Source organism: Sphaerochaeta globosa str. Buddy (genome assembly GCF_000190435.1).
Classification (GTDB): domain Bacteria; phylum Spirochaetota; class Spirochaetia; order Sphaerochaetales; family Sphaerochaetaceae; genus Sphaerochaeta; species Sphaerochaeta globosa.
Map to the genome: position 1 here is coordinate 1,226,519 of NC_015152.1, position 21,514 is coordinate 1,248,032.

Here is a 21,514-nt window from a genome sequence, read left to right on the forward strand (position 1 = left end):
TTTTAGGAGGGTCACAGTATGACCAACATCGAATTCAGAAGAAAAGTATCGATGACCTTTGTTGCAACGGCTCTTGTGTTGCTTGCATCCGCCTTTGTTTTCGCCCCGAGTGCTTATGCTGCAACTACTGAAGCCGCACAAGTCGGTAACGATTACAACCTTGCTCTTGTTTGCTTCAGTGCAGCGATTGCCTTCGCAGTCGGAGCCCTTGCAGCAGGAATGGCTATCGGCAAGGTAGGAAGCGCTGCCATGGGTGCAATCAGCGAAAGGCCGGAAATTGCCAGCCAGGCTTTGATTTTCATCGCTCTTGCAGAAGGTTTGGTAGTGTTCGGTTTCATCACCAGTCTGATGATTCTCGGAAAGGTATAATGCATGAAGTATTTTGTCATCGGTGACGAAGATACCGTATTGGGGTTCTCCCTTGTCGGTGTTTTCGGCATGCAGGCGACAACTACCCAGCAGGCGATGCAGGCTTGGGAAAAGGCATTGGAGAATCCGGAACATGGCATTATCATCATAACGGATGAAGTTGCAAATTTGATTCGTTCGGTGGTCAACCGGTATCTTTTCAGTGAAACCTTCCCGCTTGTGGTGGAGATACCCTCTCCGAACTCCAAGCAGGGGCCACCAGATTTACGATCCCTGGTCAATCAAGCGATCGGGGTTTCGTTATAGGAAGATAGTATGGAAACAACTGACAGTCGCCTGCTCACCGGAATACTGGAGCAAGCCGACCAAGCTGCCAACAAGACTTTGCAGGAGGCCAATCGACAAGCGAAAGCTATTGTGGAGGAAGCCAACAAGCGAGCGCAGTCTGAGATGGAAGCAGAGCGGCGAACTCTTGAGCAGAAGATGAAACAGGTTCAGCTTCGGCTCCAAGCAAATATGACCAGCGCAAAGCGCAAGGCTATTCTGCGCCATGGGGATGATCGGTATCAAGAAGTGCTTGGGCGGGTAACCTCTTTGCTCGATGCAAAGACCATTGAGCCATATTTACCCCAATGGATTGCGGAAGCCGCTCTAGGTCTGGATCTGAAGGAAGCAAAAGTTTCCTGTAGTACCCAGTGTCCTGTTACCGAGGCACATCTTTCGATGGCAGCTGCACTGGTGAAGAAAGCTACCGGCAGTACTATTGTCTTACACCTTGATACCAAACCCATCCGTAGTCTAGGAGTGGTTGTTTCCTCGTTGGACGGCATGGTTTCGTTCAACAATCAGGTCGAGATCCGTCTCAGACGGCTGGACCGCGTACTTAGGGCTATGATTCAGGAACATACATGAAAGAGAGAATTATCGGACGCGTCAAACGAGTAAACGGACCAATTCTCATTGTCAAGGACATCAAGGATGCCATGATGATGGAAATGGTGCGTATCGGTGAGCAGCAATTGGTCGGAGAAGTAGTGAAACTCTATGATGGGTTGGCTACCGTTCAGGTCTATGAGGATGCCACCGGTATTTGCCCGGGCGACAATGTCTATGGAAGTGGCATGAGCTTGTCCGTCGAGCTCGCTCCCGGTCTTATAGGAACCATCTATGATGGAATCCAACGACCGCTTGAGCAATTGATGGCTGCCAGCGGGGCCTTTATTTCCCGTGGCTTGACCTTTGATGCAGTCGACCACCAAAAGCGGTGGACTTTTACACCCTCACTTGAGGTAGGTGCTGCTGTAACTGCCGGCCAGATTCTTGGCACTGTGCAGGAGACCAGCAGAATTGAGCATCGAGTCTTGGTCCCTGTCACGATAGCAAGTGCTGTGATTGTGGAAATAGCAGTGCAGGGTGAGTATACCGTTGAAGATGTAATAGCCACGGTTGTGCTGCCCAACGGGCATCAACAGCAGATTTGTATGCTGCAGCGCTGGCCGATCAGAATTCCCCGACCGGTGGACAAGCGACTTGCACTCAAGCAGCCGCTGATCACAGGCTTGAGGGTCATCGATACACTCTTTCCTTTGGCAAAGGGAGGGACGGTAGCCATTCCTGGTGGATTTGGAACCGGCAAGACCATGACCCAGCACTCAATCGCCCAGTGGTGTGATGCGGATCTCATCGTCTATATCGGCTGCGGCGAACGTGGCAATGAGATGACCGATGTACTTAAGGAATTTCCGCTTCTTATCGATCCCCGTACCGGCCATTCGTTGATGGAGCGAACCATCCTTATTGCCAATACTTCAAACATGCCGGTCAGTGCCCGTGAAGCCTCCATCTATACGGGAATTACGATGGCAGAGTATTACCGAGACCAGGGCTACCATGTAGCCATCATGGCCGATTCGACCAGCCGATGGGCTGAAGCATTGCGCGAACTCAGCGGTCGTATGGAAGAGATGCCCGCCGAAGAAGGGTTCCCGGCCTATCTGCCGACCCGTATCGCCCAGTTCTATGAACGGGCGGGGTTCATGCAAACCCTTTCGGGAAGCAAGGGATCGGTCTCGATCATTGGTGCGGTAAGTCCTCCCGGTGGTGATTTCTCCGAACCGGTAACCCAGCACACCAAACGTTTCGTACGCTGTTTCTGGGGTCTTGATCGACAGCTTGCCAGTAGCCGACACTATCCTGCGATCAGCTGGTTGGAGTCCTACAGTGAGTATCTTGGGGATGTGAAGCAGTGGTGGAATGACCATAGCGACGGCACATGGTACCTCAGTCGACAGAAAATCATGGATTTACTGCAGAAAGAAGTACGACTGCAACAAATTGTGAAGCTGGTCGGCCCCGATGCCTTGCCTGATACCCAAAATTTCATACTTGAAGTGTGTTCATTGTTCAAGACTGCATTCCTGCAACAGAACGCTTTTGACGATGTTGATCGGTTCTGTTCGGTGGAGAAGCAGGTGAAAATGCTCTCAGTCATACTTGCCTATTATGAGAAAGGGCTTGAGGCCATTACCAAGGGTGTTCCCATGGTTAAGATCAGGCGTCTGAAGGCAGTGCAGGAAATGGTACGCATGAGGTTGACCGTCAAGGGCGACGAACTGGAAAACATAGACCGTTTGCAACTGCGCCTTGAACGCTCGATTGATCAGATTGGAGGCATCTATGAGAACTAAGGCTGAAACCTTGCTGGCCCAAACTGACCGACGGCTTCTCAGTGGAAGAGAGTATCGCGGCGTAAGTCGCATTGATGGTCCTCTGGTATATATGCGCAATACCCACGCCGTGGGGTTTGGCGAACTTGTTGAGATACTTGCTCCCGATGGATCTCGTCGGTCGGGGCAGGTCCTGGACACCAGTGATGATGCGGTAGTCGTACAAGTCTTTGAAGGAACCGACGGTTTGACACTGCCGGGAACGGGCATGCGGTTCATGGGTGAACCTTTGACACTCAGTGTTTCAGAGCAGATGCTCGGCCGGGTCATGAACGGCTTGGGCAAAAGCCGTGATGGTTCGGGCACTGTCCACGGGTTTGCTGAACGGGATGTGAACGGGGAACCGATCAACCCGACAGCCCGCGAATATCCGAGGGATTTCATCCAGACAGGTATTTCCGTCATCGATGGAATGACAACCCTCATTCAAGGCCAGAAGCTTCCCATTTTCAGTGGAAACGGCATGGATCACAACCAGCTTGCGGCTCAGATTGCCAGACAGGCGAAAGTAAGGGGCAGCTCGGGGGATTTCTGTATTGTATTTGCAGCCATGGGTGTAAAATATGACGTAGCTCGATTCTTCATCGACAGCTTTGAGGAGACCGGGGTTACCGACAATGTAGCGCTGTTCCTCTCCCTCGCCGATGACCCCTCCATTGAGCGAACCATTACGCCCAAGACAGCCCTCACCCTTGCAGAGTATCTGGCTTTCGACAAGGGCAAGCAGGTATTGGTGATCATGACCGATATGACCAACTACTGCGAGTCTTTGCGGGAGATCGGTACCATGCGCGGCGAGATTCCCTCCCGCAAGGGGTACCCGGGGTATTTGTACTCCAACCTTGCCGAGCTGTATGAACGGTCGGGAAAAATCAGCGGCCGCAGCGGTTCCATTACTCAGCTGCCCATTCTTTCCATGCCCAACGATGATATCAGTCACCCGGTACCTGACTTGACCGGGTATATTACAGAAGGACAGATTGTTTTTGAACGGGGTATGCAGGCTCGAGGCATATATCCTCCAATCAATTGCCTGCCTTCGCTTTCCCGTCTGATGAAGGATGGAATCGGGGAGGGCATGACCCGTGGCGATCACCCTCACTTGGCTAACCAATTGTTTGCTTCGTACAGCCACGTAAAGGATGTACAGAACCTTGCATCGGTCATCGGTGAGGAAGAGCTGACCAGTCTTGATCAGCAGTATTTGGAGTTTGGCAACTTCTTTGAGAAGAAATTTGTGAATCAAGGCTTCGATGAAGATCGCAGCATTGAGCAGACACTCGATCTCGGATGGGAGGCACTTGGCAAGTTGCCCAGTGAGGAACTGCAGCGCCTGACCGACGAGGAGATAGCACAGTACTATGGCAAGTAAGGAGGAAGGGTGAATACCACGCTTGCTCCTACAAGGAGCAACCTGCTCAAATTATTGGAAGACCTCAAGTTTGCCCAGCTGGGTCACGAGCTGCTCGACCAAAAGCGGTCGATTCTCGTGGTGGAACTGCTCACCTTGGTCGACCAGGCTGTCGATTATGAGCAAAGGGTTGTCAAGGCTCTTTCAGAGGCTCAGCTTTCCTTGTCGGATGCCATCATGCAGATGGGGCGGCTGAGAGTGGGAAACCTTGGAGGAGCTGTAAACATCGATTATACCATCACCCTTGGAAGTAGACGGGTTATGGGTGTATCGGTTCCCAAGGTGGAAACTACCTTTGTGGACAAGAGTCCCTACTTCAGCAGTGAGGATACCAGCATACTCAGCGAGCTCTCCATAGACCGCTACCGTACAACCTTGCAGTTGATGGGCAGGCTTGCTGAGTTGAAGGTTTCCATCATGCGTCTTGCGAGGGAAGTGAAGAAGACCATCCGCAAGGTCAATGCACTGGAAAAAATTGTTATTCCCCAGAATAAGGAAACCATCACTTGGATGCGAGGCCGCATCGAGGAACAGGAGCGGGAGAATTTCATTCTGCTTAAAGTTGTCAAAGACCGTATGGAACAGGCTAAGACGCAGGTGCAGGCTTTGACCTCTTCATCCGATAATGATACGATAGATAAGGGAGGCTTGCATGGGAGTTCCATTTAGGCAGATTGTCGTGTATTTAGATGGCTCGGAAAGTTCTATGACCGCCATCATGTATGGGATCAAGCTGGCAAAGGAACATGATGCGAAGCTGATGGCTGTGTATGTAATCAATACGCGTGCACTCAGTGAGTTGGTCAAAGCCGGAATATTCGTAGCAATTGAACGCGATGAGTACCAGAAAGACCTCCAACAGGATGCCGACCGCTACCTTAGGCATGCTGCTCGACTTGCTTCCCAGAAAGAGGTAGACATTGAAACGGTCAAGCTTGAAGGCGCAGTGCACATTGTGATGAAGGAACTGTTGAAAACACAGAAAGCTGATTTGCTGGTGCTTGGAGGGATTACCGATATCCGTTCCCGTCGTGAAGAGCTTGCCAGTGAGACTGATAGGATGATGCGCACATCCCCCTGTCCGGTATTGGTGGTGCGGGATGATGACGATATCTGGCTCGAGTTTGAAGCGTAAGGAGCTCTGCATGAATGTACTGGATGTATTGGACAAGAACCTGGTCAAAGTGCCGCTCATGCACACCGACAAGCGTGGGATTATCAATGAGCTTGTTGAAGTGGTAGCAAAAGCCAAGGGGTATTCAACACAGCAGTTCGAACAGATTCTGGATGCTGTTCTCAATCGAGAGAGCTTGGGATCGACCGGTATCGGCAATGGAATTGCCATTCCCCATGCCAAGACCGATGTAGTCGAACAAGTTGCCATGGTTGTAGGCATAAGCCGATTCCCTGTTGATTTTGACTCCCCCGATGGACAGAAGAGCAGAATTTTCTTTTTGGTGTTGGCTCCATCCAAGCGAGCATCCGCTCACGTTGAGTTGCTCGCTTCCATTGCCCGCACCTGCACCAGCCAGGTGTTCAGGAGAATGCTTGAGCAAGCAAGGGATAGTGAAGAGGTTGTGCGACTTTTTATGGAATAATGCAATCATTTCATTCTTTTCATACAGGCACTGCTTCCCCGGAGGTGGTGCTTTTGTTTTGCTCTGGACATTTTGTTGTTTCCATCCTATGGTTTTGGTATTACAGATTCATTGAGGTTACTGCTCCGTGAGCAATATCATTGCCTTTACCGAACAAGAACTCAGCTTGCTGGCGAATTGCCGTGAGCTGCTTTTTGCATTTGATGCGGACCTTGCCTCCCTTCTGGAAGGAAGAGTGAAGGATTTGGGGATGCTTGCAGGAATTGTCGGTCGCTCTGCGTCCCTGACGACAGACCTAGGTTTTTCAGATACGGTACGGAGTGTGGAAACCCTCGCTGCAAAGCTTGCCAATCAAGGGATAGAGGAAGTGGTGAACCTTCCTGCAAAAGCTTCCTTGGGACGGTCCTATATGGTCTCCAAATTGCATCTGTATGGATTCCTGCTAAAAGTCGGCCAGAAAAACGAGTGTCTTGCCTCACAAAAAGAGGAGATACTTGTCTGTTATTACGGGATTCTGTTTTCCTTAATGGCTGAAGACCTGTACATATCCATTATATCGGACAGCTTGGGAAATGAGAGCTGGACCCGCCGTGCAACCAGGGACTTGGTGGTGATGTGGGAACAACGCAGCAATGCCCAGGCCCCTTCCTTCGCGCCCTTGGTACAACAGCTGTGGGATGTCAGGCATACCTTGGTACCGGTCCTTGGAACCCTGCTGGGTACAGTGGAATTGCTGCAGCTCTCGTTCCGACTTCCCCGATTGTGGCACGAGTTTCTTCAAGCACGGGGCAGAGACGAAGAAGTGGCCTATGCATTGAACGAATTTCTGTTTTCCCTTAGTTTCGAGCAGTTGAAAAATCTGCAAGGGATTATGGAGGAAAAACAGGTGATGGCCGTAAGCAGGGAAGAAGCGCATCAGTTGCTTAGCCTGAGGTCGAACCACTTGCTGGAAGGATCCAATGAGGATGATCTTCCAGCCATTCGGCTCTATCGGTCTTTCTTGAGGCGCAATGCACTAGCAAGGTTGCGACGGGACTCTGACCGTCCCGGTCCCCGCCGCACCCTCGAGCAGCTTCTGCTGCTCTATCTCTGGTCCATGGATGCGGCCAATTGATAGATGGCCCTGATTTCCTCTTTGCCCAACACCAGTACATTCCCGAGTGTCCGTTTTCCGAAGAAGGTGGCTTTTTCAGCCATCTCTTCGATTTGGGCTTCAGTAGGCTCAATGCCAAGCTCGGCAAAGTTGGTAGGCATATCGATGCTTCTGAAGAAGTTCTGCATTGCATCGATGGTTTTTAAGGCATCCTTAGTGTCATCGCCGCTTCTCTGCAGCAATAAGACTTTCTCTCCAAACCGTGCAAAGCGTGCCGCATTGTGCTGATAGACATAGGTGGCCCAAGCAATCCAAACAGCTGAAAGTCCGGCACCATGCGCTACGTCGAACATCCCCCCCATCTCATGCTCCAGCTGATGGGGAGCCCAGTCTCCTCTTTGGCTGTTGCCACAGCCCATCAGGCCATTGTGAGAAAGGCTGCTTGCCCACATCAGGGTGGCTCTTGCATCGTAATCCTTACTGTCCACTTTCAGCTTTATTGCAGCTTGGATGACTGAACGCAGGAGAGCTTCAGCCATCTGGTCCGTCAGGTCCATGCTTGGACCGTTGATGAAATACCGCTCGATGGTATGCATCATAATATCAACAGCTCCGCTCATGGTTTGATAGGCGGGCAGGGTGTAGGTCAGCTCAGGATTCATAATGGCAAATCTGCAGCGTGAAGAGTCGTGGTTGGCCCCGCGCTTGAGATTCCCGTCCTCGTTGGTGATGACCGAGGAGTTGCTCATCTCACTGCCGGCAGCGGCAATGGTCAGCACTGCACCGATGGGATAACAACCCTGGATCGGACGGCTCTGGTCATAGAAATCCCAAACCTCGCCGTCGTGGTAAAGACCGTATCCGATGGCCTTGGCTGAATCGATTACCGATCCTCCGCCCACGGCCAAGAGGAAGTCCACTCCTTCCTTTTTGCACAGCTCAATACCCTCATGCACCTTGCTCAGCCTTGGATTGGGAACTACGCCACCCAAGGTGACATACTGAATTCCCGCTTTCGCAAGCGAAGAGGTGACACGATCAAGCAAGCCGGATTTCTTGGCGCTTTCCGATCCATAATGGACCAAGACTTTTTTGCATCCTTCTTTTGCGATAAGCGAACCGACTTCCGATTCGGTATTCTTGCCGAACATGACTTTGGTTGGGGTATAGTACGTAAAATCTGAGATCATGCAATCCTCCGTTAGTATCCTAGGCTCTCACCGACGATGAGAACTTTCATTCTTCCCTGTATTTGCTGATGGGAAAAGACAACGTAATTTGAGCAGATGGTATGTTCGCAGGCTCCGCCACTCAACGCCATTAGATGCCTGTCATCGCAACCGGCATTGATGCACTTTCCGTTCTGGGTGCAATAGGCACCGGTGGATAGGCGCGTTGCGTTTGCCGGGGCGGCAATTTGCTTCACCCGAAGGATGGCACTGATGAGGTCGGGAACAATTTTATCCCAGGAGACGACCAAAATCACTTGCTTCGGGCCGTAAAGCATTGCCGAAACCCGGTTGGACCTACCGTCGACGCAATAGATTTCACCGTGTTCGGTAAGTGCATTGGCGCTGCTGAGATAGGTATCGACGGAGAAACTTTTCAAAAACACCTCATCAAGCTCCGCTTTGGTGATTCCTTTCTTATAGCGGTCGTAAAAAACATACGAACCGTTTCTCAGATGGCTGAGCACCCCAGTTTCATCGAGGGTCACCGAACCGCCTACAGCTACGCTCTCGCCCTCTTTCATCAAGGTTGACAGCGTAGGGACAACTTCTGATACCGACACAACGAATTGGGCTTCAATATTGTTCTTTGCCAGTGATTTTATCGTCCGTTCAACCTGCAGCAGTTTTATTGCTTTCTTGTTTGCGTCCATTGCCAGTCTCCCTTTTGCTAAGAATACCCAATACCTTCGGTCTAAGCAAGGTCACACGGATTTGCAATATAAGTTGCATCAAACGCCTATCAATCGTATCTTTGGATTAGGAGTCAACACATGCATATAACTTTCTTTGGAGCAGCACAGCAGGTGACCGGTAGTTGTACCCTGGTCGAGGTGAATGGCAAGTACCTTTTAGTCGATTGCGGCCTTCCACAGGGAAACGACGAACGCGAGGTGGGTATGGATTTGCCCTTCAGAGCCGATGCCATCGATTATGTTTTTCTCACACATGCACATATCGATCATACGGGAAGGATTCCTCTGTTGGTCAAGGAAGGGTTCAAAGGTAAGATTTTCGCCACGTCGGCGACGGCGCAGCTTTGCGATATCATGTTGGCTGACAGCGGTCATATTCAGGAGATGGAAGCGGAGTGGAAGAGCCGCAAGGCTATCAGGGCAGGCAAAAAAGGAGTGGAGCCGCTCTATACAGTACAAGATGCCCAGAACGCAATGCAATTTTTTGAAAGTTGCGTTTATGAAGAGATTTGCGAAATCGATGAAGGCCTCAAGGTAAGGTTCAATGATGCCGGCCACTTGCTTGGGTCCTCCTCCATTGAATTCTGGTTGAAGGAAGGCAAAGAGCGACGCAAATTGGTTTTTTCCGGTGATATCGGCAATTTTGACCAACCGCTGATCAAGGATCCCGACTATATCGATGAAGCAGACTTTGTAATTATGGAGTCAACCTATGGGAACAGGGTTCACAAGAAGCCTGAGAATGCTGTAGGCAGCAGTGTTCCCACCCATATCCGTGCCCAGGAGTTGGCAGAAATCATTGAACGGACGTTCAAGCGCGGAGGAAATGTTATTATCCCTTCCTTCGCAGTAGGGAGGACCCAAGAGATTCTTTATCTGCTCAGGGTGGTAATCGAAAAAAAACTCTGTCCCACAGTACGAGATATTCCCGTGTTTGTAGACAGTCCGCTATCCGTGAAGGCAACCCATGTATTTGCCGGTAATTTGTTCGGGTATATGGATGATGAGACTATGGAGTTGGTGAACAAGGGAATCAATCCGATCCTGTTTCCCTCCCTGGTGACCATCACCGACGTTGCCGATTCCATTGCCTTGAATAAACGAAAGGAGAGTTGTGTCATCATCAGCTCCAGCGGTATGTGTGAAGCGGGACGAATCAAGCACCACCTCAAACATAATCTCTATAGAAGTGAGTGCACCGTACTTTTCAGCGGATATCAGGCAGGAGGTACGCTGGGACGGTCGATTCTTGACGGGGCACGACATGTAACCATTTTTGGTGAGCAGATAGATGTGCGTTGCGAGGTGTGCGAATTGCACGGCATAAGCGGGCACGCCGACCAAGAGGGGTTGATCAAATGGCTGACTTCCTTCAAGAAAGAACCGAGAAGGGCCTTCATCGTCCATGGAGACAAAGAAGTGGCTCCGTGGTTTGCTTCCTTTGTAACACGGACACTGAACATTCAGGCATATGCCCCGGTGGCCCTGGAGCGTTTTGACTTGTTGGACGAGGCTTTGCTGCCGGTCGGCCTGGAGGTCGATGACAAGGTTGTACCATACATTAGGGAACTGCGTGAGGCCTTGGAGGAATTGAAGAAGCAGGAAGCTTCAATGCTGTCGGTTGTCCAGCGCATGCAAACTTCAGGGAGTGAGCTTCATATGGACGAAAAGCGTGCTGTTCGCCTGACCAATGCCATTCATCGTCTTGCCAGCGACTTGGAGTATCTGAAAATGAAATGGGCTGCCGATGCGGATTAAGTGAGTTTCCTTCCAAACAAGGAACCCCAGTTCTGCTGTTCGAGTATCTCAAAGCCCATTCTCTCGTAGAATCCATAGGCACGGGTGTTTCTGCCGTCCACTCCCAAGTGGACACCAGAAGCACCCTTTTTCTTTACTGCTTCAAAGAAGGTGAGCATAAGACTTTTTCCTATTCCCTTCCCTTGCAGATGCTCCAAAATATCAATATGCAAGTGTGCTGGATAACCGAGGTTCTGCCACAACCCTTCGCCGGGCCCTTTGAGTAACGTTTTGATTACCGATTGTTCGGCTTCACTCTTAAAGTCCTTTATCTGACTATAGTGGTCTTGAAGGACAGGGAGCCAACGTTGCTGCATCCATGTGTTGAAAGCCCTGGTATCGCTGGTACCAACGATATAGCCGGAGACTCTGCTGTTTTCGTCAAGTGCAATAAAGCATACATCTGGTTCATAAAAGAAATAGGGCGCTGCATAGTAATGTCCGACACACCATTGATCGTAAAAATACGGGGTGCCGTCCAACCCGGCAAAGGCGGTTTGCAGGGCAATGGAATACATATAGGGTAGGTCCTGTGGTAGGGCTTGTCGGATATTCTGCATAGTTCATGCTTCCTCTCTTTTTTACACAATATCGCTGAATCTGTATTTTCTCAATACTCTTTTTAAGTATTTATTTTATTGTGCAGAAAAACATTAGTAAACGTTTGATAAATTTCGCAAAAAAGTGCTGGACAAAATGTGAGTTAGGGTGTAGTATCCCATCTCGTTCGGTAACGAGAACTAAATCACTCAAATACGGCGGGTACCGCAAGGCACTTGACGGAATGCGAAAGAATCGAGTACTCTTAAAGAACGCCCGCTTTGAAAAAAGAGGGAGATTTGAAAGGCCTTCAAGGCTTTGATAATCAGTTTATTGACAAACTAAGCGTAGGGAAGAATAAAGAGATTGGAATAGTGGAAGACCACCAAGATGGGCTTCCCAGTCAATTACCTAAGAAAGAAATGATGAACGGTAGTATAAAAGCTACGTTCGTTTGCGAGGAATGACAGGGCGAACTATTGAAGAAATAGAGCCCGCCCCTTCGGGGGCGGGATTCCTATGACGGAGAGTTTGATCCTGGCTCAGAACGAACGCTGGCGGCGCGTTTTAAGCATGCAAGTCGAGCGGCAAGGGCCTTCGGGCCCCTAGAGCGGCGGACGGGTGAGTAACACGTGGACAATCTGCCCCCCGGTCCGGGATAGCCCAGGGAAACCTGGATTAATACCGGATGAGACGGGACCCGCGAGGGCGGGATCCGGGAAAGGCGCTACGGCGCCGCCGGGGGATGAGTCTGCGTCCCATTAGCTAGACGGCGGGGTAACGGCCCACCGTGGCGTCGATGGGTAGCCGGCCTGAGAGGGTGAACGGCCACATTGGAACTGAGACACGGTCCAGACTCCTACGGGAGGCAGCAGCTAAGAATCTTCCGCAATGGGCGAAAGCCTGACGGAGCGACGCCGCGTGAAACGAGAAAGGCCGTGAGGTTGTAAAGTTCTTTTTCGGGAGGGGGAACAACCGTGGCAGGGAATGGCCGCGGGATGACGTGAATCCCGGAATAAGCCCCGGCTAACTACGTGCCAGCAGCCGCGGTAACACGTAGGGGGCGAGCGTTGTTCGGAATCATTGGGCGTAAAGGGCGTGCAGGCGGTCCTGCAAGTCCGGCGTGAAATACCCCGGCCCAACCGGGGGGACGCGCTGGAAACTGCAGGGCTTGAGTACAGGAGGGGATGCCGGAATTCCAGGTGTAGGGGTGAAATCTGTAGATATCTGGAAGAACACCAATGGCGAAGGCAGGCATCTGGCCATGTACTGACGCTGAGACGCGAAGGTGGCGGGGAGACAAACTAGGTTTAGACTACCCTGGTAGTCCGCACAGTAAACGATGTGCACCAGGTGGCGGGGGGTCGACCCCCGGTACCGTAGCTAACGCATTAAGTGCACCGCCTGGGGAGTATGCTCGCAAGGGTGAAACTCAAAGGAATTGACGGGGGCCCGCACAAGCGGTGGAGCATGTGGTTTAATTCGATGGTACGCGAGGAACCTTACCAGGGCTTGACATACGCTGGAAGCGCACCGAAAGGTGCGTGCCGCTTGCGGCCGGCGTACAGGTGCTGCATGGCTGTCGTCAGCTCGTGCTGTGAAGTGTTGGGTTAAGTCCCGCAACGAGCGCAACCCCTGCTGTCTGTTGCCACCACGTGAAGGTGGGGACTCAGGCGGAACTGCCGGTGACAAACCGGAGGAAGGTGGGGACGACGTCAAGTCATCATGGCCCTTATGTCCTGGGCTACACACGTGCTACAATGGCCGGTACAGAGCGCAGCGAGGCCGCGAGGCGGAGCGAATCGCTTAAAGCCGGTCCCAGTACGGATTGGAGTCTGCAACCCGACTCCATGAAGTTGGAATCGCTAGTAATCGCGCATCAGCATGGCGCGGTGAATACGTTCCCGGGCCTTGTACACACCGCCCGTCACACCATCCGAGTCGGGGGTACCCGAAGTCGCCAGCCCAACCCGCAAGGGGGGGCGGTTCCGAAGGTACGTCCGGTGAGGGGGGTGAAGTCGTAACAAGGTAGCCGTACCGGAAGGTGCGGCTGGATCACCTCCTTTCTGAGAAGAAAGGCTGGCGGCGGCTCTCACAGCCGCAGCCGTCAACGGTCGTCGACCAGCAGGTGCAAGTCCTGCAACAAAGTGCCCATTAACGTGGTACGAAGCTGTTCCAATCTCTTTATTCTTCCCTAAACAATAAAAACCTTATGTAATTTAGGTACAGAGAAGGGTTCGATTCCCTTACAGGTTTGTAGGATTTTTTACAGTACAAGCGCAGGGATTGGAAGAATGATATGGTCAAGTGAATAAGGGTCCACGGAGGATGCCTAGGAGCTGCCAGGCGAAGAAGGACGCGATAAGCTGCGATAAGCCGCGGGAAGGGGCCAATACCCGATGATCCGCGGATTTCCGAATGGGGTAACCCGTATGTCTGGATGACATGCACATGCACGCGAATAAAATAGCCTGCATGGGAGATACGCTGGGGAGTGAACCATCTAAGTACCAGCGGGAGTAGAAATCAATTGAGATTCCCCCAGTAGCGGCGAGCGAACGGGGAGGAGCCCAAACCGCGTGCCTTCGGGTGCGCGGGGTTGTAGGGATGCGGCGGGGGCTTGCCCCGTGCAGTCAGAAACTGCAAGTGTAGCGGAACGGTCCTGGGAAGGCCGGCCAGAGCGGGTGAAAGCCCCGTACGCGAAACGCTTGCAGCTGCATGGCCGCGTTACCTGAGTACGGCGGGACACGAGAAATCCTGCCGGAAACTGGGGGGACCACCCTCCAAGGCTAAATACTCGGCAGCTACCGATAGCGCATAGTACCGTGAGGGAAAGGTGAAAAGGACCCCGGGAGGGGAGTGAAAGAGAACCTGAAACCGTGGACCTGCAAGCGGTCAGAGCCCGAGAGGGTGATGGCGTGCCTTTTGTAGAATGAGCCTGCGAGTTACCGTATGCGGCAAGGTTAAGGGATGGGAGTCCCGGAGCCGCAGGGAAACCGAGTCTGAACAGGGCGTTCAGTCGCGTGCGGTAGACCCGAAGCCAAGTGATCTAGCCATGGCCAGGCTGAAGCAGGAGTGAAATCCTGTGGAGGGCCGAACCTAAATCCGCTGAAAAGGGTTGGGATGAGCTGTGGCTCGGAGCGAAAGACTAAACAAACTTGGAGATAGCTGGTACTCTCCGAAATAGCTTTAGGGCTAGCGTCGCATGGACTGTCGCGGAGGTAGAGCACTGGATAGGTGAGGGCCCGTCACTGGGTACCGAGCTTAACCAAACTCCGAATACCGCGATACAATGTGCGGCAGTCAGACGGCGACTGATAAGGGCCGTCGTCAAGAGGGAAACAGCCCGGACCGCCGGCTAAGGTCCCAAAGTCGTGCTGAGTGGGAAAGGAAGTATGATTGCACAGACAGCCAGGAGGTTGGCTCAGAAGCAGCCACCCCTTCAAAGAGTGCGTAACAGCTCACTGGTCGAGTAGTCATGCGCCGATAATGTAACGGGGCTAAGCACGGCACCGAAGCCGCGGGACAGCAGCAATGCTGTCGGTAGGAGAGCATTCCGTGTACGGAAGAAGCGGGGGCGGGAGCGCCCGTGGACGGGACGGAAGAGAGAATGCAGGCATGAGTAACGAAAAGACGGGTGAGATCCCCGTCCGCCGAAAGCCTAAGGTTTCCAGGGTAAAGTCAATCTACCCAAGGGTCAGTCGGCCCCTAAGGCGAGGGCGAGAGCCGTAGCCGATGGGAAGCGGGTCAACATTCCCGCACCTCCCAGGGTTCCGATGGGATGACGCATAGGGCGAAACGCAGCCGGGCGACGGTAGTCCCGGCCGAAACGGCGAGCCGACGAGGCCCCCAGGCAAATCCGGGGGCCGAGGCGAGCCGCGAGCGAGCTGCATCACGGTGCAGCGAAGTGCGCGTAGTCGTCGTGCCGAGAAATAATCCCTAAGGAACGGCCCTGGGGGACCGTACTACAAACCGACACAGGTGGGCGAGCTGAGAATGCACAGGCGCACGGAAGAATTCGCGTTAAGGAACTCGGCAAAATGCATACGTAACTTCGGGATAAGTATGGCCCCCGCAAGGGGGTTGCAGAGAAACGGCCCATGCGACTGTTTACCAAAAACACAGGTCCATGCGAACCGGCAACGGGAAGTATATGGACTGACACCTGCCCGGTGCTGGAAGGTCAAGAGGAGTTGTCAGAGCGATCGAAGCAGCGAATCCAAGCCCCAGTAAACGGCGGCCGTAACTATAACGGTCCTAAGGTAGCGAAATTCCTTGTCGGGTAAGTTCCGACCCGCACGAATGGTGTAACGATATGGGCGCTGTCTCAACGCGAAATCCGGTGAAATTGAAGTCCAGGTGAAGATGCCTGGTACCCGTGGTTAGACGGAAAGACCCCGTGAACCTTTACTTCAACTTGGCATGGAGACTTGGGCAGGGATGTGTAGGATAGGTGGGAGGCCGCGAGGCGTGGGCGTCAGCCTGCGCGGAGCCGTCGGTGAAATACCACCCTTGCCTGTCCAATTTTCTAACCGCTGCCGTCATCCGGCAGCGGGACAGTGCCAGGCGGGAAGTTTGACTGGGGCGGTCGCCTCCAAAAGAGTAACGGAGGCGCGCGAAGGTCACCTTAGGATGGTTGGGAATCATCCGGCAAGTGTAAAGGCACAAGGTGGCTTGACTGCGAGGCAAACAAGCCGAGCAGGTACGAAAGTAGGTCTTAGTGATCTGGCGGTTGCGAGTGGAAGCGCCGTCACTTAACGGATAAAAGGTACTCCGGGGATAACAGGCTGATCTTGCCCAAGAGTTCATATCGACGGCAAGGTTTGGCACCTCGATGTCGGCTCATCGCATCCTGGGGCTGGAGCAGGTCCCAAGGGTTTGGCTGTTCGCCAATTAAAGCGGTACGCGAGCTGGGTTCAGAACGTCGTGAGACAGTTCGGTCCCTATCTGCCATGGGCGTTGGATGTTTGAGGGGTTCTGCTTTTAGTACGAGAGGACCGAAGTGGACGAACCTCTGGTGTACCGGTTGTCGTGCCAACGGCAGCTGCCGGGTAGCTACGTTCGGAAGGGATAACCGCTGAAAGCATCTAAGCGGGAAGCCCTCCCCAAGATGAGACATCCCACCCGCACAAGCGGGCGCAAGGAAACAGGGAGACTACCTGTTCGATAGGCCGGGGGTGCAAGCGCGGCAACGCGTTCAGCCCACCGGTACTAATCATCCGAGAGGCTTGACCATATCATTATTCCAGTCCCGTGGGCTGCCAAGGCCGGTCGTGCGAGTTATCTCGCGCTCCCAGGCGTTGGCCGGCCCGGTGGCCACAGCAGGGTGGACACACCCGTTCCCATCCCGAACACGGAAGTTAAGCACCCTCACGCCGATGGTACTACGGTTAGCCGTGGGAGAGTAGGTAGCCGCCGGGCCTCTTTTTTTCCCCTTCAACAACCCTCCTTCCTTAGGAGGGTGTTTTTATTTGCCTCCAGGTTGTTCAGTCTGTGTTACACTGCTTCGGGAGGCAGAAAGTGTTATTGCTGAGTGTTGCTTTGATTGTATTGGTAGGTTCGTTTCTCCAAGCAAACATTGGGTTCGGTTTTCCCATACTTGCCATGATTTTCTTTCCCTCACTCTTTCCATTTTCAACTGCAGTAACGCTTAATCAAGTGATTGCAATAGCAAGCACAGCCTTCATATCCATCAGCTACCGAAAACATATACAATGGCGAATCCTAATTCCGTTACTTTGTTCCTCACTTATCGTTGCTCAAGTGGTAATTCTTTTCAGCCTGAGCATCGACGCTTCTCACCTAACCATAGTGCTTGGATTCTTTTTGGTTTTGCTTGCACTCTACTTTGCCTATTTCAGTGAAAGAATCCATATCACGGCAACTCCAAGGAATGGGTTGCTCATGGGTTTGGTGGCAGGCTTGGGCAATGGGTTTTTTGGCATCGGAGGACCCCCGGTGGCACTCTATCTTTTTGCTGCCATATCTGACAAGAAAGCCTATCTTGCCACCATCCAGGCGTATTTTTTCTTCTGTAATGTGCATAGCATCTTGGTACGAAGCCTCTATGGCTCACTTCTTGTAACCCATATTCCTTTGATCCTTGTCGGATGGGCTGCCATAGGTCTTGGCACCTTTACCGGGCTGAAGCTGTTCAACAGAGTCTCCAATCATCTACTTAAGCGTATTGTGTATCTATTTGTCGGTTTGAGCGGCTTATGGATTGCTTTGCAGCAGCTATTGTAATACTTGCCATACAAAACAATCTTTTATACAATACCAACATCCAAGGAGCTTACCAAGCGAATGAAGAACTGAAGAACACCTAAGAGCGCAACAAAACGAATCATCATCGATTGTCTGCGTCACCGCGTGTTCTCTGTATTTCATTACCATTGCGTGTGACGCCTCAGAACGGAGGCAGTATGAGTATCCAAACCTTGGAATTCCAACAAGTTACTTTTCATTATCCAGATCAAAGCATTGACTTGTTCTCTGCTTTGTCACTTTCAATAGGACCCGGCTGGACTGCTGTCATCGGAGCCAATGGAGGCGGTAAAAGCACCCTGCTCAAGCTTGCTTGTAGTATGCTTGAGCCACTGTCGGGTACTATCCTCCATTCGGCTTCGTGTATCTATGTACCACAGCGTACCGACGAGCTTCCCTTTTCCTATGGTAATTTTGCTACTTCCTATGATGCCTTGGCATGCAAGCTTCACGGACAACTAGGTATCGAGCGCGATTTCCTGGATCGATGGGGGAGCTTAAGTCATGGAGAGCGTAAACGTGCACAAATCGCTTGGGCGCTCTATGAGGAGAGTGATCTCTTATGCATCGACGAACCTACCAACCATCTCGATTCTGATGCAATGCATCAGATCCTCAATTCGCTTCGTTCCTATCGGGGAATAGGGTTGTTGGTTAGCCATGACCGTGAGGTCTTGGACGCGCTTTGTAGCAATACGATACAGGTGCTGGCTCCCTACGTGCAAAAGCTTTCCTGTTCTCCATCCCAGGCTATACAGGAGATCAAAAAACAACGCATAGCGATGGAAACTGTGTATCAGGAGCAAGGCAAGGAGCTCAAGCGAATCGAAAAAGAAAAACAACGTCGCAAGGATCTTGCCCGTGTACAAGATGTGCGCAATACCAAGCGGCATCTTGATGTCAAAGATCATGATGCGAAAGCACGTATCGATGGTTTTCGGGTAAGCGGTGGTGACAAGGTAGCCGGCAAGCTGTCACGTCAGTTGGATTCACGCATGTCTGGCAACCTTGCTGCAAAGAGTTCGCTGTTTAACTCACTCTCCGAGCAACGGGCATTGGACCTTACCAAATCTGTTGGGGGCATTACCCTCCAAAGCTTTCCTCATGGCGGGAAAATCTTGCTCGATGCAAAGCCTGCCATTCTTTCCATCGCTCCTGGTCGAAGACTCTTTTTGCCTCACCTGACACTAGGGAACAACCAGAGGGTGGGCATCAGGGGACCGAATGGGATTGGAAAAAGTACCCTGATCAGACATCTTCTTCCAGCATTCTCCCGAAAGAGCATACGATATTGGTACCTTGAACAGGAGTTGGATGGACAGGAAAGCCTGGCTTCCTATCGTGCTTTCCAACAGCTCGATGCACAGGCAAAAGGAAGCATAGTCTCGACCTTGGTGCGATTGGGCAGCAATGGGCAATTATTTTTGGGTTCCGCCCTGCCAAGTCCGGGCGAGCTCAGAAAGCTCCTTATTGCACAAGCTCTGGAGCAAGAGCTTTCCTTGCTGGTGCTCGATGAGCCCACCAATCACCTGGACCTTCCTTCCCGTCTTTGCTTGGAGCAGGAACTCAAATCCTTTACGGGTGCCTTGCTTTTGGTGAGTCATGACCAACCTTTTCTTGATGCACTATGTACCACTTGGTGGGATCTGTCCTATAAGGAAGGAAACATTGATTCTCTTCTTGTGATGCATTGACAGATAAGGCCCATTTTTTTAATATATAGACAAACATCGATATGAGAGGGAAGCATGGATGCTCAAGAACAAGTAACGATACTGAAAGCCTTGGCCGACCCGAATAGGCTCGCCATTATCCAACATCTTACAGAAGGGGAGGCTTGCGTATGCGAGTTGCTTCAGCTCTTTTCTGTCACCCAGCCCACGCTGAGCCATCATATGCGCATTCTATCGGATGCTGATTTGGTGAAAGGCCGAAGGGAAGGAAAGTGGATTCACTATTCGATCAACGAGGAGCTGCTACAGGCATTCAAAACCTTTGTTGCTTCCATCTCTGTTGCCTCAGATCAAAAAAAGGGGTATGCATGTCTGTAATTTTTGATTTTCTCCAGTATCAGGTATTGGGTATGCGTTGGCTCAACGATGCAGTTGGCAAACTGCTAGCCGCCTTGGGTATGGTCGCTGATAGCAAAGTGACGCTGAGTGTACAGTTTTTCATCTACGATGTTACCAAAATACTGATTCTCCTCTCGTTTTTAATCTTTCTTATCAGTTACATCCAAAGCTATTTCCCACCTGAACGCACCAAACGCATTCTAGGCAGGTTTTCGGGCTGGAAAGCTTACACCCTTTCAGCCTTGCTTGGAACGGTTACCCCGTTTTGCTCGTGTTCATCCATACCCCTGTTCATTGGCTTTACCGCCGCCGGCTTGCCGTTGGGGGTAACCTTCTCATTTCTGATTTCTTCGCCATTGGTCGATCTCGGATCGCTGCTTCTACTTTCCAGCATCTTCGGCTTTCAGACTGCAATCGTGTATGTCATTGTTGGTCTGGTGCTCGCCGTTGTAGGAGGCAGTCTGATCAACCGTTTTGGTCGTGAGGAGGATATTGAAGGCTTTATCAGGACGATCAATGTCCAGGAAACAGCCGAATCGACTATGACAAGGAAGGAGCGGCTGGAGTATGCATCCAGTCAGGTCAAATCGACGGTGCATAAGGTATTCTGGTACGTCATCGTTGGAGTGGGTATTGGAGCGGTCATCCACAATTGGATTCCCACGTCTCTCATCCTTTCCGTTCTCGGCTCATCCAATCCCTTCTCGGTCATCCTTGCCACGATTGTGGGGGTGCCGATGTATGCCGATATTTTTGGTACGCTTCCGATTGCAGAAGCCTTATGGGCGAAGGGTGTGGGACTGGGTACCATTCTGGCATTTATGATGGGGGTGACTGCACTCTCCCTGCCATCTCTCATCCTCTTACGCAAAGCAGTGAAACCACGGTTGCTTGCCCAGTTCTTTGTGATTGTTACGGTAGGCATTATACTCATCGGGTATTTGTTCAATTTCATAGGACCATTCCTAGCATAGGATTAAGGAGAAATTATGGCACTCTTTGGATTAGGTAAAAAACAGAAAACAAGTGCTGAGCAATCCTCAGCCATCAAGATTCTCGGCTCAGGATGTGCAGCTTGCAATGCTTTGGAAGCGAATACCAAGAAGGCTTTTTCCCTGCTCGGCCAGGAAACGGAAGTCGAGCATGTCACTGATTTTGCCAAGATTGCCACCTATGGTGTGATGACAACACCGGCTTTGGTGGTGGATGGGAAGGTACTGGTATCAGGCAGGGTGGCTGAGGTTGATCAGATTGTCTCACTCATCAAGGAAGCAAGAGCGCTGTAATGAAAAAAATGAATGTTGCTTTCATATGTGTTCATAATTCTTGTCGCAGCCAAATTGCCGAAGCATTGGCAAAAGCAACGTACAGCCACCTGTTCAATGCGTATTCAGCTGGGACTGAGACCAAGCCGGCAATAAACCAAGATGCTGTAAGAATTATGAAAGAATTGTATGATATTGATATGGAATCAACACAGAAGTCAAAGCTTCTGGAAGAACTTCCTCCGATCGATATCGTTGTTACCATGGGTTGCAATGTCAATTGTCCTTATCTTCCGTGTAAAAGCAGGGAAGATTGGGGTTTGGACGACCCCAGCGGCAAGGATGATGCAACGTTCAGGCAAACAATCAGCAGTATTGAAGCAAAGCTTGAGGACTTGGCAGAGCGGATTCGTCAGGGTTTGGGCGCTTAATCGCTTGACAGGGGATGCTGG

Annotated in this window: 19 protein-coding genes and 3 rRNA genes; 19 read left to right on the plus strand and 3 right to left on the minus strand. The window is 51.6% G+C overall.

Annotated features, from left to right (window positions below):
* The first annotated feature begins 18 nt into the window (after positions 1-18).
* From SPIBUDDY_RS05785 to SPIBUDDY_RS05825, 9 genes are all read left to right on the plus strand, one after another.
* Positions 19-369, plus strand: a complete 351-nt coding sequence (locus SPIBUDDY_RS05785; protein WP_013606821.1) for an ATP synthase subunit C — start codon at positions 19-21, stop codon at positions 367-369.
* A 3-nt stretch (positions 370-372) separates the two neighbouring features.
* Positions 373-675 (plus strand): V-type ATP synthase subunit F, encoded by a 303-nt coding sequence (locus tag SPIBUDDY_RS05790; RefSeq protein ID WP_013606822.1) that lies wholly within the window; start codon positions 373-375, stop codon positions 673-675.
* Between the two features lie 9 nt (positions 676-684).
* Positions 685-1,281, plus strand: coding sequence for a V-type ATP synthase subunit E family protein (locus SPIBUDDY_RS05795; RefSeq protein WP_013606823.1), 597 nt, complete (start codon positions 685-687; stop codon positions 1,279-1,281).
* Complete coding sequence (locus SPIBUDDY_RS05800) at positions 1,278-3,056, plus strand: V-type ATP synthase subunit A (protein WP_013606824.1); 1,779 nt, start codon at positions 1,278-1,280, stop codon at positions 3,054-3,056. Before SPIBUDDY_RS05795 ends, SPIBUDDY_RS05800 begins: the two co-directional genes overlap by 4 nt.
* On the plus strand, positions 3,046-4,467 hold the full coding sequence (locus SPIBUDDY_RS05805; RefSeq protein ID WP_013606825.1) for a V-type ATP synthase subunit B: 1,422 nt from the start codon (positions 3,046-3,048) through the stop codon (positions 4,465-4,467). Before SPIBUDDY_RS05800 ends, SPIBUDDY_RS05805 begins: the two co-directional genes overlap by 11 nt.
* Positions 4,468-4,476: 9 nt before the next feature.
* The gene (locus SPIBUDDY_RS05810) at positions 4,477-5,175 is read left to right on the plus strand and encodes a V-type ATP synthase subunit D (protein ID WP_013606826.1); all 699 of its coding nucleotides are present in this window, start codon (positions 4,477-4,479) and stop codon (positions 5,173-5,175) included.
* Positions 5,159-5,641, plus strand: a complete 483-nt coding sequence (locus tag SPIBUDDY_RS05815) for a universal stress protein (RefSeq protein WP_013606827.1) — start codon at positions 5,159-5,161, stop codon at positions 5,639-5,641. Before SPIBUDDY_RS05810 ends, SPIBUDDY_RS05815 begins: the two co-directional genes overlap by 17 nt.
* A 10-nt stretch (positions 5,642-5,651) precedes the next feature.
* The gene (locus tag SPIBUDDY_RS05820) at positions 5,652-6,104 is read left to right on the plus strand and encodes a PTS sugar transporter subunit IIA (RefSeq protein ID WP_013606828.1); all 453 of its coding nucleotides are present in this window, start codon (positions 5,652-5,654) and stop codon (positions 6,102-6,104) included.
* A 127-nt stretch (positions 6,105-6,231) separates the two neighbouring features.
* The gene (locus SPIBUDDY_RS05825) at positions 6,232-7,218 is read left to right on the plus strand and encodes a hypothetical protein (protein WP_013606829.1); all 987 of its coding nucleotides are present in this window, start codon (positions 6,232-6,234) and stop codon (positions 7,216-7,218) included.
* Here the strand turns inward: SPIBUDDY_RS05825 and SPIBUDDY_RS05830 are convergent.
* The gene (locus SPIBUDDY_RS05830; protein WP_013606830.1) at positions 7,188-8,387 is read right to left on the minus strand and encodes an iron-containing alcohol dehydrogenase; all 1,200 of its coding nucleotides are present in this window, start codon (positions 8,385-8,387) and stop codon (positions 7,188-7,190) included. The two genes, SPIBUDDY_RS05825 and SPIBUDDY_RS05830, sit on opposite strands and share 31 nt — an antisense overlap.
* Positions 8,388-8,398: 11 nt before the next feature.
* Positions 8,399-9,079, minus strand: a complete 681-nt coding sequence (locus SPIBUDDY_RS05835) for a lactate utilization protein (RefSeq protein WP_013606831.1) — start codon at positions 9,077-9,079, stop codon at positions 8,399-8,401.
* A 120-nt stretch (positions 9,080-9,199) separates the two neighbouring features.
* Here SPIBUDDY_RS05835 and SPIBUDDY_RS05840 point away from each other — a divergent pair, with 120 nt between their 5' ends.
* Entirely contained in the window at positions 9,200-10,879 is a 1,680-nt protein-coding gene (locus SPIBUDDY_RS05840; RefSeq protein WP_013606832.1) for an MBL fold metallo-hydrolase RNA specificity domain-containing protein, read from the plus strand.
* Here SPIBUDDY_RS05840 and SPIBUDDY_RS05845 read toward each other — a convergent pair.
* Positions 10,876-11,478: a GNAT family N-acetyltransferase gene (locus SPIBUDDY_RS05845; RefSeq protein WP_013606833.1), complete on the minus strand. Its 603-nt coding sequence runs from the start codon at positions 11,476-11,478 to the stop codon at positions 10,876-10,878. The genes SPIBUDDY_RS05840 and SPIBUDDY_RS05845 overlap by 4 nt on opposite strands.
* Before the next feature lie 499 nt (positions 11,479-11,977).
* On the opposite strand from SPIBUDDY_RS05845, the gene SPIBUDDY_RS05850 reads away from it, so the two are divergent.
* The 9 genes from SPIBUDDY_RS05850 (at position 11,978) to SPIBUDDY_RS05890 (ending at position 21,493) form a co-directional block, all read left to right on the plus strand.
* Positions 11,978-13,524: ribosomal RNA gene (locus tag SPIBUDDY_RS05850) — 16S ribosomal RNA — on the plus strand.
* Between the two features lie 235 nt (positions 13,525-13,759).
* A 23S ribosomal RNA gene (locus SPIBUDDY_RS05855) occupies positions 13,760-16,694 on the plus strand.
* 72 nt (positions 16,695-16,766) lie between these two features.
* A 5S ribosomal RNA gene (rrf, locus tag SPIBUDDY_RS05860) occupies positions 16,767-16,879 on the plus strand.
* Together the 16S, 23S and 5S rRNA genes form the textbook arrangement of a ribosomal RNA operon.
* A gap of 99 nt (positions 16,880-16,978) precedes the next feature.
* Positions 16,979-17,704 carry a sulfite exporter TauE/SafE family protein gene (locus SPIBUDDY_RS05865; RefSeq protein WP_013606834.1) on the plus strand — a complete coding sequence of 242 codons (726 nt, stop codon included), beginning with the start codon at positions 16,979-16,981 and terminating at the stop codon, positions 17,702-17,704.
* 179 nt (positions 17,705-17,883) lie between these two features.
* On the plus strand, positions 17,884-19,419 hold the full coding sequence (locus SPIBUDDY_RS05870) for an ATP-binding cassette domain-containing protein (RefSeq protein WP_013606835.1): 1,536 nt from the start codon (positions 17,884-17,886) through the stop codon (positions 19,417-19,419).
* A 54-nt stretch (positions 19,420-19,473) separates the two neighbouring features.
* Complete coding sequence (locus SPIBUDDY_RS05875) at positions 19,474-19,776, plus strand: ArsR/SmtB family transcription factor (RefSeq protein ID WP_013606836.1); 303 nt, start codon at positions 19,474-19,476, stop codon at positions 19,774-19,776.
* A complete protein-coding gene (locus SPIBUDDY_RS05880; protein ID WP_013606837.1) occupies positions 19,767-20,771 on the plus strand; it encodes a permease in 1,005 nt (334 codons plus the stop codon). Before SPIBUDDY_RS05875 ends, SPIBUDDY_RS05880 begins: the two co-directional genes overlap by 10 nt.
* A gap of 15 nt (positions 20,772-20,786) precedes the next feature.
* Positions 20,787-21,083: a thioredoxin family protein gene (locus tag SPIBUDDY_RS05885; RefSeq protein ID WP_013606838.1), complete on the plus strand. Its 297-nt coding sequence runs from the start codon at positions 20,787-20,789 to the stop codon at positions 21,081-21,083.
* Positions 21,083-21,493 carry an arsenate reductase ArsC gene (locus SPIBUDDY_RS05890; protein ID WP_013606839.1) on the plus strand — a complete coding sequence of 137 codons (411 nt, stop codon included), beginning with the start codon at positions 21,083-21,085 and terminating at the stop codon, positions 21,491-21,493. The genes SPIBUDDY_RS05885 and SPIBUDDY_RS05890 overlap by 1 nt, the downstream gene beginning before the upstream one ends.
* The last annotated feature ends 21 nt before the right edge of the window (positions 21,494-21,514 follow it).